This window comes from Brevibacillus brevis (assembly GCF_900637055.1).
GTDB classification, from domain to species: domain Bacteria; phylum Bacillota; class Bacilli; order Brevibacillales; family Brevibacillaceae; genus Brevibacillus; species Brevibacillus brevis.
The window spans coordinates 5,422,083-5,440,835 of the sequence record NZ_LR134338.1 but is presented as its reverse complement, the minus strand read 5'-3'; the positions used below and the strand labels follow the sequence as shown (position 1 = coordinate 5,440,835).

Genomic DNA, 18,753 nt, shown 5'->3' with positions numbered 1-18,753 from the left:
TTTGCCATGGATATATGGAGTATCGCTGTAAAAGAAATCAAGTCCAGCCTTCGCGAAAAGAGAACGTTTATGTTTATGCTAGCACTACCCATCATCTTGATGCTGATATTAGGTTCCGCCCTATCCAATGCATTCGATGACACGAGGACTGTGGATGACATGCGCCTGTTGTATAAAAGCAACTGGACGAACGCGCAAATATCGACGGGGTGGAACGCTTTTATAGAAACTATCGGAAAAAATGGAGTCGAGGTCGTTGAAGCGGAATCAGGCACAGACGGGCATGAGGAAATAAGAGCGAATCGCTATACGGGGTACGCAGTTGTCAGTGATGAAGGGATTGAGTTTTATGGAAGCAGTGAGAATGCGATCGGAAGCAATATCCTTGCCGGGATGCTAACTGCTTTTGCAGATCGCTACTCGCTCGCATCCGCAGCCTTTCAGGTAGACCCAGAGACTGCTGCGGCTACTCTTTCAGCTGCCGGACAAAACAATGAATTTATTCGCGAAACGACCTTGAATCCGAATAAAAAACCGGGCTCCATCGACTATTACGCGATGGCAATGACCACGATGATTGGGCTCTACGCGATGTTCAATGCCAGTTATTTATTCAGCGGAGAGCGAACGAAAAAAACGGCCATTCGATTAATGGCAGCGCCTGTAAGCAAAGGTGCCATTTTTACCGGAAAAGTGATCGGGTGTACGGTGATCAACCTGTTTTTCGTACTAGCTGTGTTCTTATTCAGCAAGTTCGTGTTCAAAGCGGATTGGGGCAGCCATTACGGGATGGTTATCCTGGTGCTTTTGACAGAGGTGCTGCTTGCGGTCAGCTTGGGCCTCGGTATTAGCTTTCTTTTCAAAGGCGAAGGGGTAAGGGCAATCAACAATATTTTTACGCAAGTCGCCTCCTTTGCAGGGGGTGCCTATTTTCCAATTGATCAATCGGATGGCTTCTTCAGCCTCCTGTCCAATCTTTCTCCCCTTCACTGGGTAAATACAGGTCTGCTGCAAATGATCTACACAGACAATCCGACAGGCGCATGGTTTGCGATTGCGATGAATGTGAGCATTGCCACGTCGTTCATCATCTTTTCTGTTATCACGATGCGCAGACGAGAGGGGGTTTTTGTATGAGTGAAATGGTATGGCTAATTCGGAAAACGCTGATGGAGACGTTTCGCAGCAAAAAAAGCTGGTTCACTTATTTGGGGTTGCCGATCGCAGGGGTTCTGCTGTCTCTTACCATCTACAGCAATGCAGGCAGCGGCACGATCCATGTAGGAATCATCAATCAGGATGGGGACCAGGTGATCACGCAGGATTCGATCCGGTTTATCGAGAGATTGAATCATGTTGAGGTCACAGTTATCGATGAACAGACAATGCGTGAACAAATCGTTTCTGGTGAACTGGATAGCGGAATTGTTTTCGAGCCAGGGTATGCTGCTAGTGTTCGGGAAGGGGCGCCAGCGCACTTGAATATTGTATCCGTAAAGGGTGAGCAGGTTACTGCCTACGTGAAGGCCATGCTGAACAGTTATATCGGCAATCTTGCCGCGATTGGAAAAGCGGCACAGGCGGATGAGGCAAAGTTCACGAAGCTGTATGAGGCATACCACGAGCAAAGCTACAAGCTCAGTACGGTAACGCTTCAAAACAACTCAAACGTGACGCGTATGACGAATCAATCGATTGGATTCCTTATTATGTTCATGATGTTTTCAGCGGTGGACATGTCAGAGATCATTTTAAAAGAAAAAGGGAATCGCACCTTTTTGCGACTCCTTTCTTCGCCGATGTCGGCCAGATCCTATGTATTCTCGAATATTATCGTCAGCATGTTTATTTTACTGCTGCAAATCATCGTGACCTTGCTCGTCATGAAAACCGTCTTCGGCATAGATGCAGGCGTCGCGTATAGTCAAATGATTCTGCCGTTGTTCGTGTTCGCGCTAGGGGCAATCGCCCTTTCTCTGATGACCGTTGCCTTTGCGAAGAGTAGAGCAGGTGCCGGAGCGATTTCCAACCTGATCATTGTACCGACGTGCCTCCTGGCTGGCTGCTTCTTTCCAATGGAAATCATGCCGGACACTGTGCGCAAAATTTCAACATTCTTGCCTCAGCATTGGTTGCTCGATACGGTGAATAAGCTTCAACAAGGGTACAGTCTTGGGAGCTTGTATTTGAACATGGCCATTTTGCTCGCATTCGCTACGGTTTTTGCCTTGATCGCCATTTATCGGTTTGGGCGAAATAACGATAGTAGACAGTTTGTGTGAGAAAAATAGGACTGTGGAACTGCAATTTGACAAGGGATAATCCGAAGTATGTCGAAAGATGCATACTATGATAAAGCGAAGCAACCATAATCGGAGTCATTCAAAAGCACTCATAAGTAAGTATCTTTTGATTCTTCTCTTGTTTTTAGCATTTCTGCTAGGGCTTCGGATGTTCTGGTTTTCGTTTCATGCGTTTCCAGAGCATCCGCCTGTGGTTCAAGGGGTTCTTGATATGCGCGGGTGGGACTTTGAAAATTCCCCGTCTATTTCACTGGACGGGGAGTGGGAGTTTTTTCCTGATTCTTTGATCACACATGAAGATTTCCAGCAATCATCGAATTACGAACGACAATACGTTCAAGTACCTGGCAATTGGAGCAGCGCTTTTTCCAAGGACTCTCCGTCATCGCTTGGCTATGGAACATACCGTTTACGGATCTTGGTCGATCAACCGCTACATCAGCCATACACCTTATGGTTACCGCAAGTGGAGGCATCTTCTACCGTAGAGGTTAACGGAGAGATTTTGGCCAGAATCGGAATGCCTGCGGCAACAGCGGAAGCGTACACACCGCGGAAGTCATCCTTCACGGTTACGTACGTTGCAGGTGATGCAAAGGTCATTGAAGTGCTTGTCCGAACGGCCAACTTTCATAATCCAATAGAGGGGGGCATCGTCAGATCGATTTACTTCGGGTCGCAGGCCGCTATTGACACCGATCGTTGGTATTCTATCGGCTTCCAGATGACAACCTTCCTCATTTTATCGCTACATGGCTTGTATGCCGGCATCCTGTACATATTGAATGCCCGTCACAAAGAGTTTCTGGTGTTTTTGCTGTTGCTATCCTGCGTGGGGATAAAGACTGTATCTGATTATGACAACCTGCTGTTGCTTTGGCTCCCCATCGATTATACATGGGCAATCAAGGTAGAAGTGCTCGCCTACATATGGCAGCCTTTGCTGATGATCGTATTGGTGAGAAGCCTGACGGAACAGGGGGAGAAAGAATATACAAAACCGTTCAGCGCGTATCTTTCCATACTCAGTCTTTATTCGGCAGTCATCGTACTGGGAACGGCACAATGGGTGTATATATTAGCTGGAACGCCATTTTTGGTCATGATTTATTTTGGCCCGTTGCTATTGTTTATTTTCAGAATCAGCCGCATGCTCATGCAAAACAAGCATGACGCTGTGTTTTTGCTCATTGCTGCAACGAGTATTTTTTCCAATGTCATATGGTCCGCAGTCATGGAATATCAAATCATCGATATCAAGTACGTGTTTTATCCGCTCGATATGATTGCTGCTCTTGTCAGCTTTTCTGCCTATTGGTTTAAGCTATTCTTTCGCAATGCAGAGGAAAAGGCAAAGCTAACGGAGCAATTGAAAGAAGCGGACAAGCTCAAAGACCAGTTTCTCGCCCATACCTCGCACGAACTGAGAACGCCATTGCACGGCATCATGAATATCGCCCAGACTGTCGTCAACAATGAAAAGCATGTCATGGGTGGTCGCAGCACGCAGGATATGGAGCTGTTAATCACGATCAGCCGCAGAATGTCGCATTTACTGGACGATTTGCTAGATGTCGTACGGTTGCAGGACAAGCATATCGTGTTGCAGAAGAAGCCTTTGCATATTCAATCGGTTGTTTCCGGTATCATCGGCATGCTCACTTACATGGTAGAAGGCAAGCCTGTTCAACTGAAAATGGACATACCAGAGTCCATCCCGCCCATCTTGGCAGATGAGAAGCGGCTCGTCCAGATTCTATTCAATCTTGTTCACAACGCACTGAAGTTCACGGAAGAAGGATCTGTCGTCGTTTCCGCTGACATCGTAGACGAACAGTTGGCGATCTATGTATCCGATACAGGAATCGGGATGGATGAGCATACCAAGGCACGTATATTTTTGCCGTATGAGCAGGGAGCTCAAGCAACGAACGGTGGTGGAGGAATCGGCCTCGGTCTTGCTATTTGTACACAGCTGGTCGAGCTGCATGATAGCGAGCTGAGAGTCGACTCTGAACCGGGCAAAGGTTCGGTATTTAGCTTCTGGCTGCCCGTGGTTAGTACAGATGAGATGAAAGCAGCAGAGAGCCAATATGCGGAGCAGATAGATAAGAGCAATCAAGTGACGGCTATCAACCAGATGAGGCATAGTGAAGCGCCAGATATTTTGGCTTTTCAGCAAACGGCTGCACATGCGTTTGTAGAAAGAAAGGCGAAAATATTAGCGATCGATGACGACCCGGTTAACTTAAGGGTGCTGGATCGAATGCTCTCATCCTCATATTATCAAATCACTACGTGCACATCGCCAAGAGACGCGCTCGATCTGCTTTTTACTGAGCAGTGGGACTTGCTTATCATCGATGTCATGATGCCGCACATGTCGGGCTACGAGTTGACGCAAAAGGTCAGGGAGCATTTCTCTGTTTCCGAGCTTCCGATTTTGCTCTTAACGGCACGCAGCCAGTCTGAGGATGTATACACCGGGTATTTGTCAGGCGCGAATGACTATGTATGCAAACCAGTCGATGGTATGGAGCTAAAATATCGTGTCTGGTCGTTGACGATGCTCAAGCAAACGGTCGATGAACGACTGCGCATGGAGGCTGCCTACTTGCAGGCGCAGATTCACCCGCACTTCTTGTTCAACACACTTAGCTCGATTATGGCGTTGAGCGACATTGATACAGAGAAGATGCGTAAACTCGGGGATGCGTTTACCGCCTTCTTGCATATCAGCTTTGACTTTTTGAATACAGGAAAACAAGTTGCACTCTCCCATGAGCTGGAGCTCGTCCAAGCGTATCTTTACATTGAAAAAGAACGATTTGGCGAGCGGTTACAGATCGTGTGGGAGGTTGAGCCTGGTATCGATCTTCTCATCCCGCCACTGACCATTCAGCCGTTGGTTGAGAATGCTATCCATCATGGTCTTCTTACCCGAATAGAGGGGGGAATTCTCCATATCCGTATCATCCGGCAAAATAATGGCACCCTTTTTGAGGTGAAGGATGAGGGTGTCGGAATGGAGGAGGAGACTGTGCGACAAATTCTCGATTTGTCTAAGAAGGAAAGAGGCGGAATTGGAGTGTCCAACACGAATCGGAGACTGACGCAAATGTATGGGAAGGGCTTGTGCATCACTAGTAAGCCGGGGGAGGGAACGACGGTGTCGTTTGTTATACCGGATCAGGCGTTAACTGAAAAACATCGAGGTGAACAGGCATGATTACTATCCAATGCACCAAAAAGCTTGCAGAGGAACTACCCGTAACGTTATCCGATAAGGAGAAAATGGTTTCACAGCCATTATACAGGTGGCATGCTCACCTGATTTTACTGAATCGCAGGAAGTGTGTAGCGGTGATGAATAATGTGACCAGGTACAATTTTATCATCTATGGGTTAAAGAAAGCGGACTTTACGAGATTCGATCAAATATTTTTGGAAAAAATCTCTGAGAATCTTATTGCAGATGGCATAGAGCAATCGTTAATTCAGAAGTATTTGCGCCATGCTAGTGAGGCTACTTTCACACAGACAAGTGATAGAAGCATTATTAGTCAATTAAACGACATGATTTACCTGGCAAGATACGATATGGATAATAACATAAGGCAAATCGGGGTAGAGGAATTGAATCAAATCAATCGACTGTCGAATCAATATCCCATGTCTAAATTACCGCAAATATTTCCACGTGATGCGATGCAACACGCGTTAGAAAATTTATCGATGGTTAACACATAAATGGAAGACTTATTAGCAGCTTTTATATAGGCATCGGAAGAACGGCGAGCATCCGCATACTCTCATGAGTAGTTGGATGCTTTTTCATTTTTATTCGTTGAAAAACGACAAGAATGTCGTTTATAATTGTGCTATTAAATAAAAACGACAATCATGTACATTTTTTTGATTGGAGGAGGTGGCTGAACCCTTGGCCCCAAAAGTAAGCGACGAATACAAAACCAAAAAGAAAATCGAACTGCTGCAAGCGGCAAAACGAGTGTTCATCACAAAAGGCTATACACGGGCCACCATGCAAGACGTAATGGACGAGGCTGGTGTATCGCGGGGAGCCTTGTACGCCTACTTTGATAACCTGGAGCACTTATATTTGGAGCTGCTGCAATTCGAGGATCAACAGGATGTACAGTTTTTCGCGCCTGTTGCTGGCGAAACGTCTTGGCAGCAAATCAACAAATGGGTCTACAAACAGCAAGCCGAGATCGAGAAAATCGAACAAACACTGTCCCAAGCCAACTCAGAATTTTTCCTGTCACTGAAAGATCAACAAAAGCAACAGAGCTATCCATACATCACGACTCGCTATGAAAAAATGGTCGATGTGTTGGCAGCTTTCTTCGCGCATGGGACAGCGACAGGTGAGTTCAAGCCACAGCTTCCACCCGAGGCGATCGCTCGCTATCTCATCTCGGTTATCGATGGACTGATGCTGGATACCGCGCATTTGGGCCCAGAGAAAACGAAGGTGTCTGTGCAGATGGAAGCACTGTTGTTTTCATTGAGAGCGATGCTGGGACCGGTACAATAAGGAGGGGGAAGAATGTTGTTTCAATCAGAGAGAATCAATCTGAGAAAAATGACGGGGGAGGATGTGGACGTCTACCACACGTGGAGAAATGACGTGGAAGTCATGCGGACAACGAGCCCGTCCATGGATGTCTTTACGTGGGACGATACGAACGGGTTTGTGAATCAGGTCATCCTGCATGCAAGCTCCTCGAAGAGCTACATGATCGTAGACAGCCAAACCAATCGACCGATCGGGATTACCTCTCTCATCCAAATCGACCTGAAAAACCGCAATGCGGAATGTATCATCGATATTGGGGAGAAAGAGTATTGGGGAAAGGGGTATGGAGGAGAAGCGCTGAAGCTGCTGCTGGATTATGCGTTCTTGGAAATGAACTTGCATCGGGTATCGCTTCGCGTCTTTTCCTTTAACGAAAAGGCGATCAAGCTGTATGAGAAGCTCGGTTTCAAGCAAGAGGGGATCTCGCGGCAGTTTTTGTTTCGCGAGGGAAAATGGCATGATCTCGTGCACATGGGGATTTTGCAGCAGGAATATATCTCGTGAAAAGAAAGGCTGGCGGTACGAAGGGTACCACCAGCTTTTTGCGTATGAAGAGCTCTTATTTTCCGGCGTAAATCGGTACTTCCCACTCTACATTTTTGTGTTCAACCATGCGCTTCTCGGAAGTAATGATCAGTTGTTTAGGCAGGGATGTGAGGTTTTCCAAGAAGATGGAACCGCCAAAAATCGCCCGTCCATTTTCATACTCAGTCTTGTCGATCAAGTAGTTGGCGTCTTCGTACTTTTTCCCAGCCTCGTCTGTAATGGTCCAGTATTGATAGGGACCCATAGCTGCAGTATCTGGAGAGAGAGTTGCCTCGAATGTCAGGTGGTAGCCCTCCACTTTGGTGGTAGACCCATCGTCATTTACGCGGTGATACCCGTCATAGCCTTCAAAATCAACGACCGCGTTTGGATCCTTTTGATATTTTTTGAAAGTAAACTGATCTCCCTGGTCTTCCGCTGTGATGACTTCTTTCTTCTCGAGGCGATTGGTGTCCAATTTCGCGTTCAGCTCAGCGGCTTCCTCTGTATATACAGACCCGAGCTTGAAGGTGAGATTTTGGCTTTCGTCGATTGGATAGAAGTAATGGAAGTCTCTTGCTCCACTTTTGGTGGATTGGGTATGTTCCCATTTCACATCATTGATCAAATTGTTTCGTTTGCTGGCTTCATGAATAATCGAAGTCGAATCCCAAGCAGCTACCACTTTGCCCTTTTCGTCTACCAGCTCATAGCTGTATGCGTTTTTCTCGCTAGGAGCAAGGGTTCGATCAATGACCATCTCCACTCCGCTTGGCGCAAACGTAATCTGTTTGACGTTCAGCTTGAGTCCTTGCGGGGTCGTGTAGGCTTTGTTAATTTCATGCGTCTTCATTGCAGCTTTTGCTTTTTTCATATCTACAGGTACGGACAGATTCCAATTCCCCTTGATGTCGTCTAATTGCTTGATGTTAAACTCTACGATCAGCTCGTCTGGAACCTTGCTTATATCATCAAAATAGCTTCGCAGCTCGCGATCCAAGTTCATGACACCTTGCTCGGCATACATGGAAACGTGCCAAGGCTTGTTGGGGTATTGAGCATTTTTTTCCTCAGAGGGTGTAAGGATGTTCCCTTGTTTGTCTTTAATGGTGATAAGTGGCTCTCTGATAGATCTACTCACCATTTCCGACATGAAGCTGTCTAATGCCTTGCCGTTCTTGTCTTTTAAAGAAGCTGCTATGCTAATACGCAACGGGTCAGCCACCACTTCATGCACGGTAAAAGTGAGGCCTTGATCTGTCGCACTTACATCAACGGACTGAGCAAACCCATTCTTGGCTGCTTGAGCAATTCCTTTGTCCGCTATTTGTTGCAAAAAGCTGTTGTTCACAGGCGCTACAGGCTCAGTCTTGGCGAGCGGGTTGTTGGTAAAAGCGGCATTGACATATCCAGCAAAGGTTGGGGAGATCAGCATTCCTCCCGAAACAACGATGGTTAATGCAGCGGCGGCTATACTCATTCTTTTCATGATGGTGATACTCCTTTTTTTCCACGATGGTGGTTGGTGTGAAGGGGTAGCAGGGTTTAATACTCTCACGGGATGAGGGGAGAGCATCTGAATAATCTTTTGATCCATATTTGCTGAGAGGGAGTTTTCCCACATTGGTTCTTCCGTTTGGTGCAGCTCATCGATCCATTGCTCCAGCTGGTGCTGGCAGTTTGTGCAATGCTCGAGATGATTTTCGATATTTCTTTTGTTCACTGGTGATAAACGATCTTCCATGTAGGCGATCAGCTGTCTTTGCGTAAGGCAATTCAAAGTGGGGTACCCCCTTTTTTCTCCGGCTTGCTTAGCTGGTCTCGCAGCTTTTTCCTGGCATAGGAAAGGCGCATTCTCACGGTATCTACGGACAAAGATAGTTTGTTGCCAATCTCCCGGTAGCTTAACTGCTGGAGATAATGCAGATCGAGAATCTTCCTGTAGTCCTTGCCCAGTGCCATCATCTGCTGTCGCAGCGCCTGTTGCTGTTCTTTTACCAGATAATCTTCCTCCGGGATCGGACACTCGTCTTTTACCTCGACATCCATCTCTGTTACAGAGGGCATCCGCTTTCGTTTCCGCAACTCGTCAATCCCGCGATTAATTGCGATCCGATACAGCCAGGCAGAGAAGGAATAGTTGGGTTTATAATCTGGCAGACTGTAGTACGCCTTGATAAAAACCTCCTGCACCATGTCCTCGGCATCATGAGCATGGTGGAGTGTGCGCCCAAGAATCGAAGCGACTTTTCCCTTGTATTTATTGACGATCAGAGCATAAGCCTCTTTATTTCCTTGAAGAACCTCCGCAATGACCTCTCGATCGTCCTGCATGTTTGTTACCTCCTTGCAAAAAGGTGCTGCGCAGCTTTCCTTTTTGGTGTTCATTACTATAGACGATGAATAGAGGGGACCCCTCTCAAACTTTTTTATGAAAATGGAAATTTGTACAGGAAGAGGATGCCCCGCTGTACATAAAGAAGGGCATCCTCTTGGATTGCATGTATGCTGTCATTATAAGTTTGGAGCAGGAAATCTACATAATTTTGCGGTAATACTATAAGAATACATGCTTTCGAATTCGAAAAGGAGTAAACGACCTTGAACCCTATCAACCATACGATCGCGGTGATCTCCGACATACACAGCAACGCCTATGCATTGGAAGCAGTGCTGCGCGACATTGATTCCCGCGGCATTCAAACCATTGTGAATTTGGGCGACACCTTATTTGGACCGCTTGATCCGATCAAGACGGCAGAGCTCTTAATGGAGCGATCTCATATCACCCACATCATGGGTAATTGTGACAGATATTTACTGGAAGAGCAAATGGAGTCCGTCACCTTCGAATACGTGAAGCCACTGCTGACACAAGAAATGCTCAGCTGGATCGGGTCATTCCAAAAGCAGTGGACGTATGACGATCTGTTGTTTTGCCATGGAACTCCTTTTGCTGATGATGTGTATTTATTGGAGTGTGTGGCTCCGTACGGGATTGACGAGAAAAGCCCAAACGCTTTGATGATCGAGCTGACAGGCATCCAGCAGAAAGTCATTTTTTGCGGACACTCTCATGTGCCCAAATCTGTATGGCTCCCAGATGGCAAGCTCGTGGTAAACCCGGGGAGTGTCGGGCTGCCAGCTTATTTTGAGGAAGCGCCGTACCCGCATTCGATGGAATCGAAGACGCCCCATGCCAAGTACGTCACGGTAAAACCACAAGGTGGCTCGTGGCTGGTCGAGCACGTATTGGTTCCGTATGATTTCGAGCAGGCAGCCAGAAAAGCAGAGGAAAACGGGCGCAGAGACTATGCGTATGCGATCCGAACGGGAAGAGCGGAGCTGTAGTATGGCGATCTGTGCATTCATACACCATGAAAAAAAGGAAGAGGACAAGTGCCTCTTCCTTTCCCTTTTTACGCCTTTCCTGCTTCGCCCTCCGGCTTTTTCCCCATGTCCTTCCCACTACGCAGTGGAATTTCCTTCAGGAACAGCGCGATGATGACAGCGACTCCCGCTACAATCGCCCCAGTCAAAAACGTAGTCGTAATCCCATAGCTCATCGCTTCCCGGATCATATCCAGCATGTGAGTAAACAGAGGCTGCAGATCCGGTGGCAGACTAGCCAGCGTGGCTTCAATTTTCGGCTGATCCAACAAATTTTGCGGATTCGTAAAGAGCGACAGCTTCTCTGCCAGAGCAGGGTCGGCTGCTGCGGGATTGTTCCCTTGGCCCATGGCTCCCGACAGTTGCGTCATTTTCGCAGACATGCTGGCACTCATGACGGTTCCCATGACAGCAATTCCAATGGTCCCACCGAGGTTGCGGAAGAGCTGCGATGTTGCTGTAGCGACACCTAGTTGCTGTGGTGCGACTGCATTTTGCACCGTCAAGGAGAAAACTGGCATCGCAATCCCGATCCCCAATCCAAGAATGATCATGTAGATCACGAGCAAGTAAATCGGTGTAGCTGGGGACATGAAATACATCAGCACCATGCCCAAGGTCATGACGAGAAGTCCGCCCAGTGCCATCTTTTTATATTTTCCCGTCTTGGTCATGATTTGTCCGGCGAGTGCGGAGGTCGCGAGCAAGGCGATAGACATCGGCATCGCCACGTAACCAGCCATCGTCGGAGAGATGCCTTTGACCCCTTGGACAAAGAACGGCACATAAATGATTGCGCCCATCATCCCCGCGTTGAGGAAGAATCCGACCAGATTGGAGACAGTAAAAATACTGTTTTTGAACAAACCCAGCGGAAGTACAGGCGTTTTTACTTTCATCTCAATCATAATAAACACGATCAACGAAACGATGGTGGCGGCAAACAAACCAATGATTTGCCACGAGCCCCAAGCGTATTTGCCCGGACCATTACCCGCCCATGAGAAGGCGAGCAGCATCGGTACGATGGTAAGCGTCAGGAACAGCGAGCCGAAGTAGTCGACAGACTCTCCTTCTTGCTTCGGTACCTTCGGGAAATGAATCATGATCAACAGAAAGGCAATTACGCCAATCGGCAAGAAGATCCAGAACACCCAGTGCCAGTCGAGATGGTCGACGATATAGCCGCCCATCAGAGGACCAAGCACACTGGATACGCCGAAGACGGCACTCATGACTCCACCCCATTTTGCGCGCTCGCGAGGTTCGTACAGATCACCCATGGCGGTAAAAGCAGTGGACATGATGATCCCGGCACCCGCCCCTTGAATACCACGATACGTAATCAGTTGAAAAATATCGGTGGAAAACCCGGATAACAAGGCCCCGATACTAAACAAACCGATACCCGTCAAAATAAATGGTTTTCTTCCATAGATATCGGAGAGCTTCCCAACCAGCACCGAAGCGACAGTTGAGGTAAGCAAATAAATCGTAATCGCCCACGAATAGTAATCCATGCCACCGAGTTTTGAAATAATACGCGGCATGGCAACCCCGATAATAGTCTGGTTGATCGCAGCGAAAAACATGGCTGTAATAATCGCGATCATGATCGTCACTTTCTTTTTCTCTGTCAGTTGTTGCAATCTTGATGCTCCTCTCTTTGTTGCTCTATATTCTTCAGAACCTGGTGATAGATGCGGACTAAGTGTTGCTTGTCTTCATCAGATACGCCTGCAAAAAACTGTTCAATCGTGCTCCTCACCACGGCTTTGTATTGCCGCAGGATGTCTTTTCCTTGATCGGTTATGTCCAGTTGCACGACGCGGCGATCCGTACTGTCACGGTTTCTCGTGGCATAGCCGCAAGCAATCAATTTATCAGCGAGACTCGTAACGGCTCCGGGGGTAATATTCATACGTTCTGCAATAGAAGATGCCTTCTGCGGACCGTTCATATCTAAAATTCGCAAAAGCATGGCTTGTGATCCTGACACGAGCGGGTCTAGACGCTTGTGTGACTCAGCCGAAACTTTTCGTTGGAGTTGTATATAAAGTTCTTCAAAATTGACTTGGCTTTGCATAGTACCCTCTCCTGTTTTTATTGCTTAATTATATATGGAGTTAAATGTTTACCCCCTAAAACAATTATGAGTATACATCGACTCATGGAGGAGAGTCAAATTAACCTTTTACCAATTTGACCAATTCAGGTGGTCATTATGTGATCGATTTCGACCGGATTTCATGGAATTTTCAGAGTTGCGATGCTACAATCAGTTTTGGCATTCTTTTCATCTTAGATAAATAGATAGGTGGGATTTTAACGTGTTTGGGAAAAAATTAACCAGCGCATTGCTAGCCACAGCGCTGATGAGCCCGATGTCTGCTTTTGCAGCGCAAGGGACGAAACAGCCAGCAGATGTCGTGTTAACCAACGGCGCGGTCTACACAGTGGACATAAAGAACAGCTGGGCAGAGGCAGTGGCCATTCGCGGTGATAAAATCGTCTTTGTCGGCGCAGATGAATATGCGAAAGCACACATCGGCAAGGATACGAAAGTAATCGATCTGAAAGGCCAAATGGTGTTGCCGGGCTTTATTGACAGCCATACGCATGCGAGCAAAACGACGGGACTTATTTACTCCATTGATTTGTTTGACGGAGGCTCGGTTGAGGAATACGTTGCGACCATCGCAAAATTCGTAAAAGAGCATCCAAACGAACCAACATTGCAAGGACGCGGCTGGAGCAATCCGGTAGTGCCTGGCATCGGTCCGCGCAAGGAAGTATTGGATAAAATCGTTCCAACGACGCCAATCGCGTTGACCTCGGATGATGGACATTCATTGTGGGTGAACTCTGCCGCACTGAAGCTGGCCGGAATCAAGAAGGACACGCCAAACCCTGAGGGCGGCATTATCGAGCGCGATCCGAAAACAGGAGAACCATCTGGAACGTTGCGTGAAAGCGCAATGGATCTGGTGCTGGCAAAAATCGGCGGATACACCGTACAGCAATACAAATCCGGAATTGAAGCCTACCAAGAAAAAGCGGTTGAACGCGGTGTAACTACAGTGCGCGACCCGGATATGCTGCGCTATCCGAACGTACTGGAAGCATACGAGGAGCTCGCGAAAGAAGACAAGCTGACCATCCGCTTCCGCAATGCATTGACAGCGAATCCGGAAAAAGGACCTGAGCAGGTCGCAGAATTCGTAAAAATCCGTGAGCGCAATCAAAACCCGCTATTCCAGGTGAACGCTGTCAAAATCTTCTTGGATGGTGTCGTAGAAGGCGCTACAGCTTACTTGGAAAAGCCGTATGCCCATAAGGAAACAAACGGAGAATTAATCTGGAAGCAAGAGGTTTACAATCAAACAGCTGCCGCAGTAGACAAGGCAGGCTTCCAATTGCACGTCCATTCCATCGGGGACGCTTCTACCCGCATTGCACTGGACGGTATGGAGCTCGCTGAAAAACAAAATGGCAAGCACGATGCTCGCCACTCGCTCGTTCACTTGCAACTGGTCAATGAAACAGATATCGAGCGCTTCAAAAAGCTGGGTGCAGTCGGAATCGTGCAGCCGTTCTGGTTTATGCAGGAAGAGGGATACTACGATGAGATCGAAGTACCGTACTTGGGTCGCGAACGCGCAGAAAAAGAATACCCGATGAAGAGCTTCCTGAATAAAGGGGTGCATGTAGCTTCTTCGTCTGATTACATCGTAACGCCAGAATTCAATCCATTACACGGCATTCAACAAGGCATTACCCGGATCGAGGACGGTGTAACCGATCCGAGCAAAATTGCCAACCTGGACGAGCGTGCGACACTTGCGGAAATGATCGCCAGCTTCACGATTGATGGTGCTTACGTCAACCACGTGGACGACATCACAGGCTCGATCGAAGTAGGCAAGAAGGCAGATCTCATCGTGCTCGATAAAAACTTGTTTAAAATTCCGGCCACTCAAATCAAGGATGCGAAAGTCGTGCTGACCTTGGTTGAAGGGAAGGAAGTCTATCGTCAAAAGGAAGCAAAATAAGAGGGGAAAATGGTCGTCCATTGCGATGACCATTTTTTTTGTGAGCAAACGAATCTGCTGACAGAATAGGTCGGGAAAGGATTCTAGTCTGCCTTTGAGGAATAATTCATACGATTCAAATTCGAGCAAATGCTGGAGGTGTCAGACTTGACCCAAACAGAAGGAATCAAAATGATCAAACTGGAGATGAACGTAGGAGGCAATCCATTCGTCGTCCACACCGCAGTGCTATGGGATGAGAATGAAGCCATTCTTGTGGATACAGGCATCCCCGGACAATTGGAGCTGATTCAGAACGTACTGGCGCAAGAAGCGATTCCTTTTGAAAAATTGACGAAAATCATCATTACCCATCAAGACCGGGATCATATCGGCAGCTTGCCTGAAATGATAGCAGCAGCGGAAGGAAGCGTACAGGTGGTTGCTCACGAGGTAGCGATTCCGTATCTGGCTGGAGAAACACCTTTAATTAAAAGCGGGCTACTGGCTCCTCCGGTAAAAGTGGATCATGCCGTACAGGATGGCGATGTTCTCCCTTACTGTGGCGGTATCCAGGTGATTTATACCCCCGGTCATTCCCCAGATCACATCTCTTTGTATCATATTCCGAGCAAGACGTTGATTTCAGGTGACGCCCTCACAGCACAAGATGGGGTAGTGATGCCTTTCAATCCCGAATTCACGCCAGATCAAACGACAGCTCTGCAATCGATCCGCAAACTGCTCGCGTTCGACATAGAGACTGTGATTGCCTATCATGGTGGTGTTTGTACAGGGGGTATCAAACAACGTCTATCGGATATCGTAGAAAAGGAGGGCATGGACTCAAATGAACATCCGCAGAGCTAAAGGACAAGAAGCAAGTGAACTGAGCGAGCTAGCGTATCGCTCCAAAGCTTATTGGGGATACAGTGATGAATTCATGGAGTCCTGTCGTGACGACCTGACGCTATCACCTGCGTATATCGAGACGCATGAAGTATATGTGTTAGAGGATGAGGGCAGCATCAAAGGCTTCATGAGTCTGGAAAAGGATGCAGAGCAAGAGCAATGGCTATTAGGCTTTTTGTTCATGGAACCAGAGGCAGTTGGAAAAGGTTACGGAAAGGCTCTGTGGCAGCATATGGTGGAGGTGGCACAAAAGCTGGATATCCCAGTCATCACCATCCACAGCGACCCGTACGCAGAACCGTTTTACTTGTCGAGAGGGGCAAAGCGAGTAGGAGAAATCGTGTCTACCGTTTTCCCAGGCAGAAAATTGCCGTTGTTGGAAGTGGAGATCGGAAAGGTACGGGGTGTGGAATAGCTGCAGTCTATTCCTACATTACTTCACGATTTTATACCGGATCGCCTTGGCAACTGCCTGTGTACGATCTTCTACGCCCATTTTCTGCAAAATCCGATGGATATGCGTCTTGACGGTTCCCCCTGAGATAAGCAAATGCTGCGCAATTTGATCGTTCCGTTTGCCGTAGGATAGCTGCTCAAGTACGTCCCGCTCTCGATCGGTCAACTGATCCAACATGACAAGAGGGGGAAGAGCAGAGTCAGCATCAGAGTCAGGATGAGAGGCAGACTCGTGATTCTTTTGTTGAAACTGTAGCGCATCCGCTAGAGCCTTGGCAGCTGTAGCCGTGTAGAACAGTGCCTCTCCCTGATAGGCCCTGCGAATGAGGTCCAACATATCCTGTGAATCGGAATCCTTTAGCATGTAGCCGACAGCACCTGCCCGAATACCGTCTACGATGTAATCGTACGTGTCAAATGTTGTGAGGATTAACACTTTTATCGAAGGATGGAGTCGAGTGATTTCTCGGGTTGCATCGATTCCTGACATATTCGGCATTTGTACATCCATTAAGACGACATCAGGAATGATTTCTCCTACGATCTTCACGGCTTCTTCTCCATTGGAAGCCTCCCCGCTTACTTCCATATCCTTCTGCATTTTTATGACATACCCCAATCCTTGACGGATCATCGTTTGGTCATCGACCAGGACCACACGAATGGTCTCTTTTTTGTTTTGATTTACCATGCTGCATTCCTCCGTATATATCGTGATTTGCTTATCAAAGCGGAAAGCTGATGTCAATTTGAAAGCCGTGGGGCTCTCGAATGGAATAGGAAAGGTCTCCGTTTAATTGCTTGGTTTGTTCTGCGATACCTGTTAAACCAGAGCCCAGTTTGATTTGATGATGATTCGTAATATTCCCATTGTCCCAAATAGCCAGGAATAGGTAGTTATGCTGCTTTTTTTCAATCGTGATGAAAATCTCTGTTGCATCAGAATGCCGAATGGAATTGGTAATAGCTTCTTGGAGAATCCGGTAAAGCGTAATGGTCATCTGCTGTGATAGAGGAATATCTGGATTGGGACTGATCAGCTGCATTTTGATGTCGGTATGCTGCTGGGCTCGTGATAAGAGTATACGCAGCGGTGTGATTCCCAGAGAGGATTTGTCAGCAGCCAATGTATGCACAGACGAGCGTATATCATCGAGGCTTTGCTTGGATACCGTAAGCATGTCTCGGACAGCCTCCTGTGCGTCACTCGGTCCTCCTTGCAGCATGTATTTCAAAGCATTCAATTGAACGATTAACGATGTGAGACTGTGTCCCAAGGCGTCGTGAACATCGCGGGCGATTCTGGTCCTCTCCTCGAGGACAGCGGCACGAAGTGTATTCACAGAGGCTGCTTGCAGTTCAGAATGAGCTTCCTGGAGTTCAACATGCGCCTCTTGCAATTGTTTAAGATGCTGCTGGCTCGATTCCTTTGCTTGATTTTGAAGAGATAATCCTCGTGCGCCGATATACCATCCGATATAGGCCACGATATAGCCTATTACCTCCTCAAAAATATAGTCTCCATGAAAGTACATGAAAGAAAAGGAGCATGCGCCAAAAAAAGTCGCATAGTACAATGCTCGGCGTTCGAGAATGTGATATCCAATAAAAGCTACCAATGGCAAGGATAGACCGATCTCTTCTCCTACATATAGAACTTTTATAAATGACACGGTACCAAGAACGATAATGGCGATGTCTTTTTGAAAAGGTTTCCAATTTTGTTTGGGCCTGAGAAACATCATCAGGAAGCAGAAGATGATGATCAGAGAGATGATAAAGGGAATGGTGGGTTCATGCAAGTAAGCAGTTGGAATGAGAAAAAATGAGATCAATACAAAAAAGCAAATGAGCAGAAAACGGGAGCGTAAAGATGCAGTTGAAGCGTTCAAGAAGACAACCTCCTTTCTTGGAATACATACCCATTATAGTTTCATTTTAGCATGCGCTGTCGTCTATCTCCGGGTGTACGGTCTTCTATCTCTGGATAGATAAAATCAAAATCCAGAAATTAACTATCCGATAGACTTCGGGGACGAATCGTATAAGTACAATGTGATTTGTAGAGGGGAACGCCCCAAACGATAGACGAAAAATAGACAATGGGTAGGAGGCTTTTATGAACGAACTATTTCAGTTAGCGAAGATTCTACGGGATACGAGCACCGTGTTTTCCACACTTTCCATGCAAGCATTGGATTCAAGTGATATTACCTGGCAACAAGTTCTCATTCTGGAGCAAATCGCGATAAGCCCGAAAACAATGGGAGAAATCAGCAAGGCGATTGATCTTTCGTATAGTACGACCTCAGGTTTAATCAGTCGGCTGGAACAGATGAACTTGGTGCGCAGATTTCGTGATAAATCGGATCGGAGAATTGTGTGGGCAGCATTGACGGAGCGTGTACCAGCGAATTGGACGGGTCAAGAAGAAAGTGCTTGTACACCTGCATCGCTGCATTCCTTGCGCGCGCTTATTTTGGAAAAAGAAATACTGAGCTGATACGCTGAGCTCCCTACAAACAAAGAGGTGAGA

At 47.2% G+C, this 18,753-nt stretch carries 17 protein-coding genes; 11 read left to right on the top strand and 6 right to left on the bottom strand.

The features are described from left to right. Positions 1-6: 6 nt before the first annotated feature. From EL268_RS26410 to EL268_RS26385, 6 genes are all read left to right on the top strand, one after another. Positions 7-1,137, top strand: a complete 1,131-nt coding sequence (locus EL268_RS26410; protein WP_106652340.1) for an ABC transporter permease — start codon at positions 7-9, stop codon at positions 1,135-1,137. After that, complete coding sequence (locus EL268_RS26405; protein WP_106652341.1) at positions 1,134-2,282, top strand: ABC transporter permease; 1,149 nt, start codon at positions 1,134-1,136, stop codon at positions 2,280-2,282. Before EL268_RS26410 ends, EL268_RS26405 begins: the two co-directional genes overlap by 4 nt. A gap of 58 nt (positions 2,283-2,340) precedes the next feature. Further along, a complete protein-coding gene (locus EL268_RS26400; RefSeq protein WP_106652342.1) occupies positions 2,341-5,532 on the top strand; it encodes an ATP-binding response regulator in 3,192 nt (1,063 codons plus the stop codon). Next, complete coding sequence (locus EL268_RS26395) at positions 5,529-6,053, top strand: DUF6933 domain-containing protein (protein ID WP_106652343.1); 525 nt, start codon at positions 5,529-5,531, stop codon at positions 6,051-6,053. Before EL268_RS26400 ends, EL268_RS26395 begins: the two co-directional genes overlap by 4 nt. A gap of 190 nt (positions 6,054-6,243) precedes the next feature. Beyond that, positions 6,244-6,861, top strand: coding sequence for a TetR/AcrR family transcriptional regulator (locus EL268_RS26390; RefSeq protein ID WP_106652344.1), 618 nt, complete (start codon positions 6,244-6,246; stop codon positions 6,859-6,861). Between the two features lie 12 nt (positions 6,862-6,873). Then, entirely contained in the window at positions 6,874-7,407 is a 534-nt protein-coding gene (locus tag EL268_RS26385; protein ID WP_106652345.1) for a GNAT family N-acetyltransferase, read from the top strand. A gap of 55 nt (positions 7,408-7,462) precedes the next feature. Here EL268_RS26385 and EL268_RS26380 read toward each other — a convergent pair whose 3' ends face one another. Next, on the bottom strand, positions 7,463-9,208 hold the full coding sequence (locus tag EL268_RS26380) for a DUF4179 domain-containing protein (protein ID WP_106652346.1): 1,746 nt from the start codon (positions 9,206-9,208) through the stop codon (positions 7,463-7,465). Further along, a complete protein-coding gene (locus EL268_RS26375) occupies positions 9,205-9,762 on the bottom strand; it encodes an RNA polymerase sigma factor (RefSeq protein WP_106652347.1) in 558 nt (185 codons plus the stop codon). Before EL268_RS26375 ends, EL268_RS26380 begins: the two co-directional genes overlap by 4 nt. A 267-nt stretch (positions 9,763-10,029) precedes the next feature. On the opposite strand from EL268_RS26375, the gene EL268_RS26370 reads away from it, so the two are divergent. Next, positions 10,030-10,779: a metallophosphoesterase family protein gene (locus tag EL268_RS26370; protein ID WP_106652348.1), complete on the top strand. Its 750-nt coding sequence runs from the start codon at positions 10,030-10,032 to the stop codon at positions 10,777-10,779. Between the two features lie 68 nt (positions 10,780-10,847). Here the strand turns inward: EL268_RS26370 and EL268_RS26365 are convergent, their stop codons facing one another. Further along, on the bottom strand, positions 10,848-12,467 hold the full coding sequence (locus EL268_RS26365; RefSeq protein ID WP_106652349.1) for an MFS transporter: 1,620 nt from the start codon (positions 12,465-12,467) through the stop codon (positions 10,848-10,850). Then, positions 12,455-12,904, bottom strand: coding sequence for a MarR family winged helix-turn-helix transcriptional regulator (locus tag EL268_RS26360; protein WP_232030084.1), 450 nt, complete (start codon positions 12,902-12,904; stop codon positions 12,455-12,457). Before EL268_RS26360 ends, EL268_RS26365 begins: the two co-directional genes overlap by 13 nt. A gap of 244 nt (positions 12,905-13,148) precedes the next feature. Here EL268_RS26360 and EL268_RS26355 point away from each other — a divergent pair, with 244 nt between their 5' ends. The 3 genes from EL268_RS26355 (at position 13,149) to EL268_RS26345 (ending at position 16,176) form a co-directional block, all read left to right on the top strand. Then, the gene (locus EL268_RS26355; protein ID WP_106652351.1) at positions 13,149-14,870 is read left to right on the top strand and encodes an amidohydrolase; all 1,722 of its coding nucleotides are present in this window, start codon (positions 13,149-13,151) and stop codon (positions 14,868-14,870) included. Between the two features lie 147 nt (positions 14,871-15,017). Beyond that, entirely contained in the window at positions 15,018-15,719 is a 702-nt protein-coding gene (locus EL268_RS26350) for an MBL fold metallo-hydrolase (RefSeq protein WP_106652352.1), read from the top strand. Continuing rightward, complete coding sequence (locus tag EL268_RS26345; protein WP_106652353.1) at positions 15,700-16,176, top strand: GNAT family N-acetyltransferase; 477 nt, start codon at positions 15,700-15,702, stop codon at positions 16,174-16,176. Before EL268_RS26350 ends, EL268_RS26345 begins: the two co-directional genes overlap by 20 nt. A gap of 18 nt (positions 16,177-16,194) precedes the next feature. Here the strand turns inward: EL268_RS26345 and EL268_RS26340 are convergent, their stop codons facing one another. Continuing rightward, on the bottom strand, positions 16,195-16,908 hold the full coding sequence (locus tag EL268_RS26340; RefSeq protein WP_106652354.1) for a response regulator transcription factor: 714 nt from the start codon (positions 16,906-16,908) through the stop codon (positions 16,195-16,197). A 34-nt stretch (positions 16,909-16,942) separates the two neighbouring features. Beyond that, positions 16,943-18,109: a sensor histidine kinase gene (locus tag EL268_RS26335; protein ID WP_106652355.1), complete on the bottom strand. Its 1,167-nt coding sequence runs from the start codon at positions 18,107-18,109 to the stop codon at positions 16,943-16,945. A 227-nt stretch (positions 18,110-18,336) separates the two neighbouring features. On the opposite strand from EL268_RS26335, the gene EL268_RS26330 reads away from it, so the two are divergent. Beyond that, positions 18,337-18,720: a MarR family winged helix-turn-helix transcriptional regulator gene (locus EL268_RS26330; RefSeq protein WP_106652356.1), complete on the top strand. Its 384-nt coding sequence runs from the start codon at positions 18,337-18,339 to the stop codon at positions 18,718-18,720. Positions 18,721-18,753 lie beyond the last annotated feature (33 nt).

Bases quoted from the DNA above. Each gene is read 5' to 3' on its own strand.
- EL268_RS26410 (WP_106652340.1), top strand. From the start codon at position 7: ATGGATATATGGAGTATCGCTGTAAAAGAAATCAAGTCCAGCCTTCGC.
- EL268_RS26405 (WP_106652341.1), top strand. From the start codon at position 1,134: ATGAGTGAAATGGTATGGCTAATTCGGAAAACGCTGATGGAGACGTTT.
- EL268_RS26400 (WP_106652342.1), top strand. From the start codon at position 2,341: ATGCATACTATGATAAAGCGAAGCAACCATAATCGGAGTCATTCAAAA.
- EL268_RS26395 (WP_106652343.1), top strand. From the start codon at position 5,529: ATGATTACTATCCAATGCACCAAAAAGCTTGCAGAGGAACTACCCGTA.
- EL268_RS26385 (WP_106652345.1), top strand. From the start codon at position 6,874: ATGTTGTTTCAATCAGAGAGAATCAATCTGAGAAAAATGACGGGGGAG.
- EL268_RS26375 (WP_106652347.1), bottom strand. From the start codon at position 9,762: ATGCAGGACGATCGAGAGGTCATTGCGGAGGTTCTTCAAGGAAATAAA.
- EL268_RS26360 (WP_232030084.1), bottom strand. From the start codon at position 12,904: ATGCAAAGCCAAGTCAATTTTGAAGAACTTTATATACAACTCCAACGA.
- EL268_RS26345 (WP_106652353.1), top strand. From the start codon at position 15,700: ATGAACATCCGCAGAGCTAAAGGACAAGAAGCAAGTGAACTGAGCGAG.
- EL268_RS26340 (WP_106652354.1), bottom strand. From the start codon at position 16,908: ATGGTAAATCAAAACAAAAAAGAGACCATTCGTGTGGTCCTGGTCGAT.
- EL268_RS26330 (WP_106652356.1), top strand. From the start codon at position 18,337: ATGAACGAACTATTTCAGTTAGCGAAGATTCTACGGGATACGAGCACC.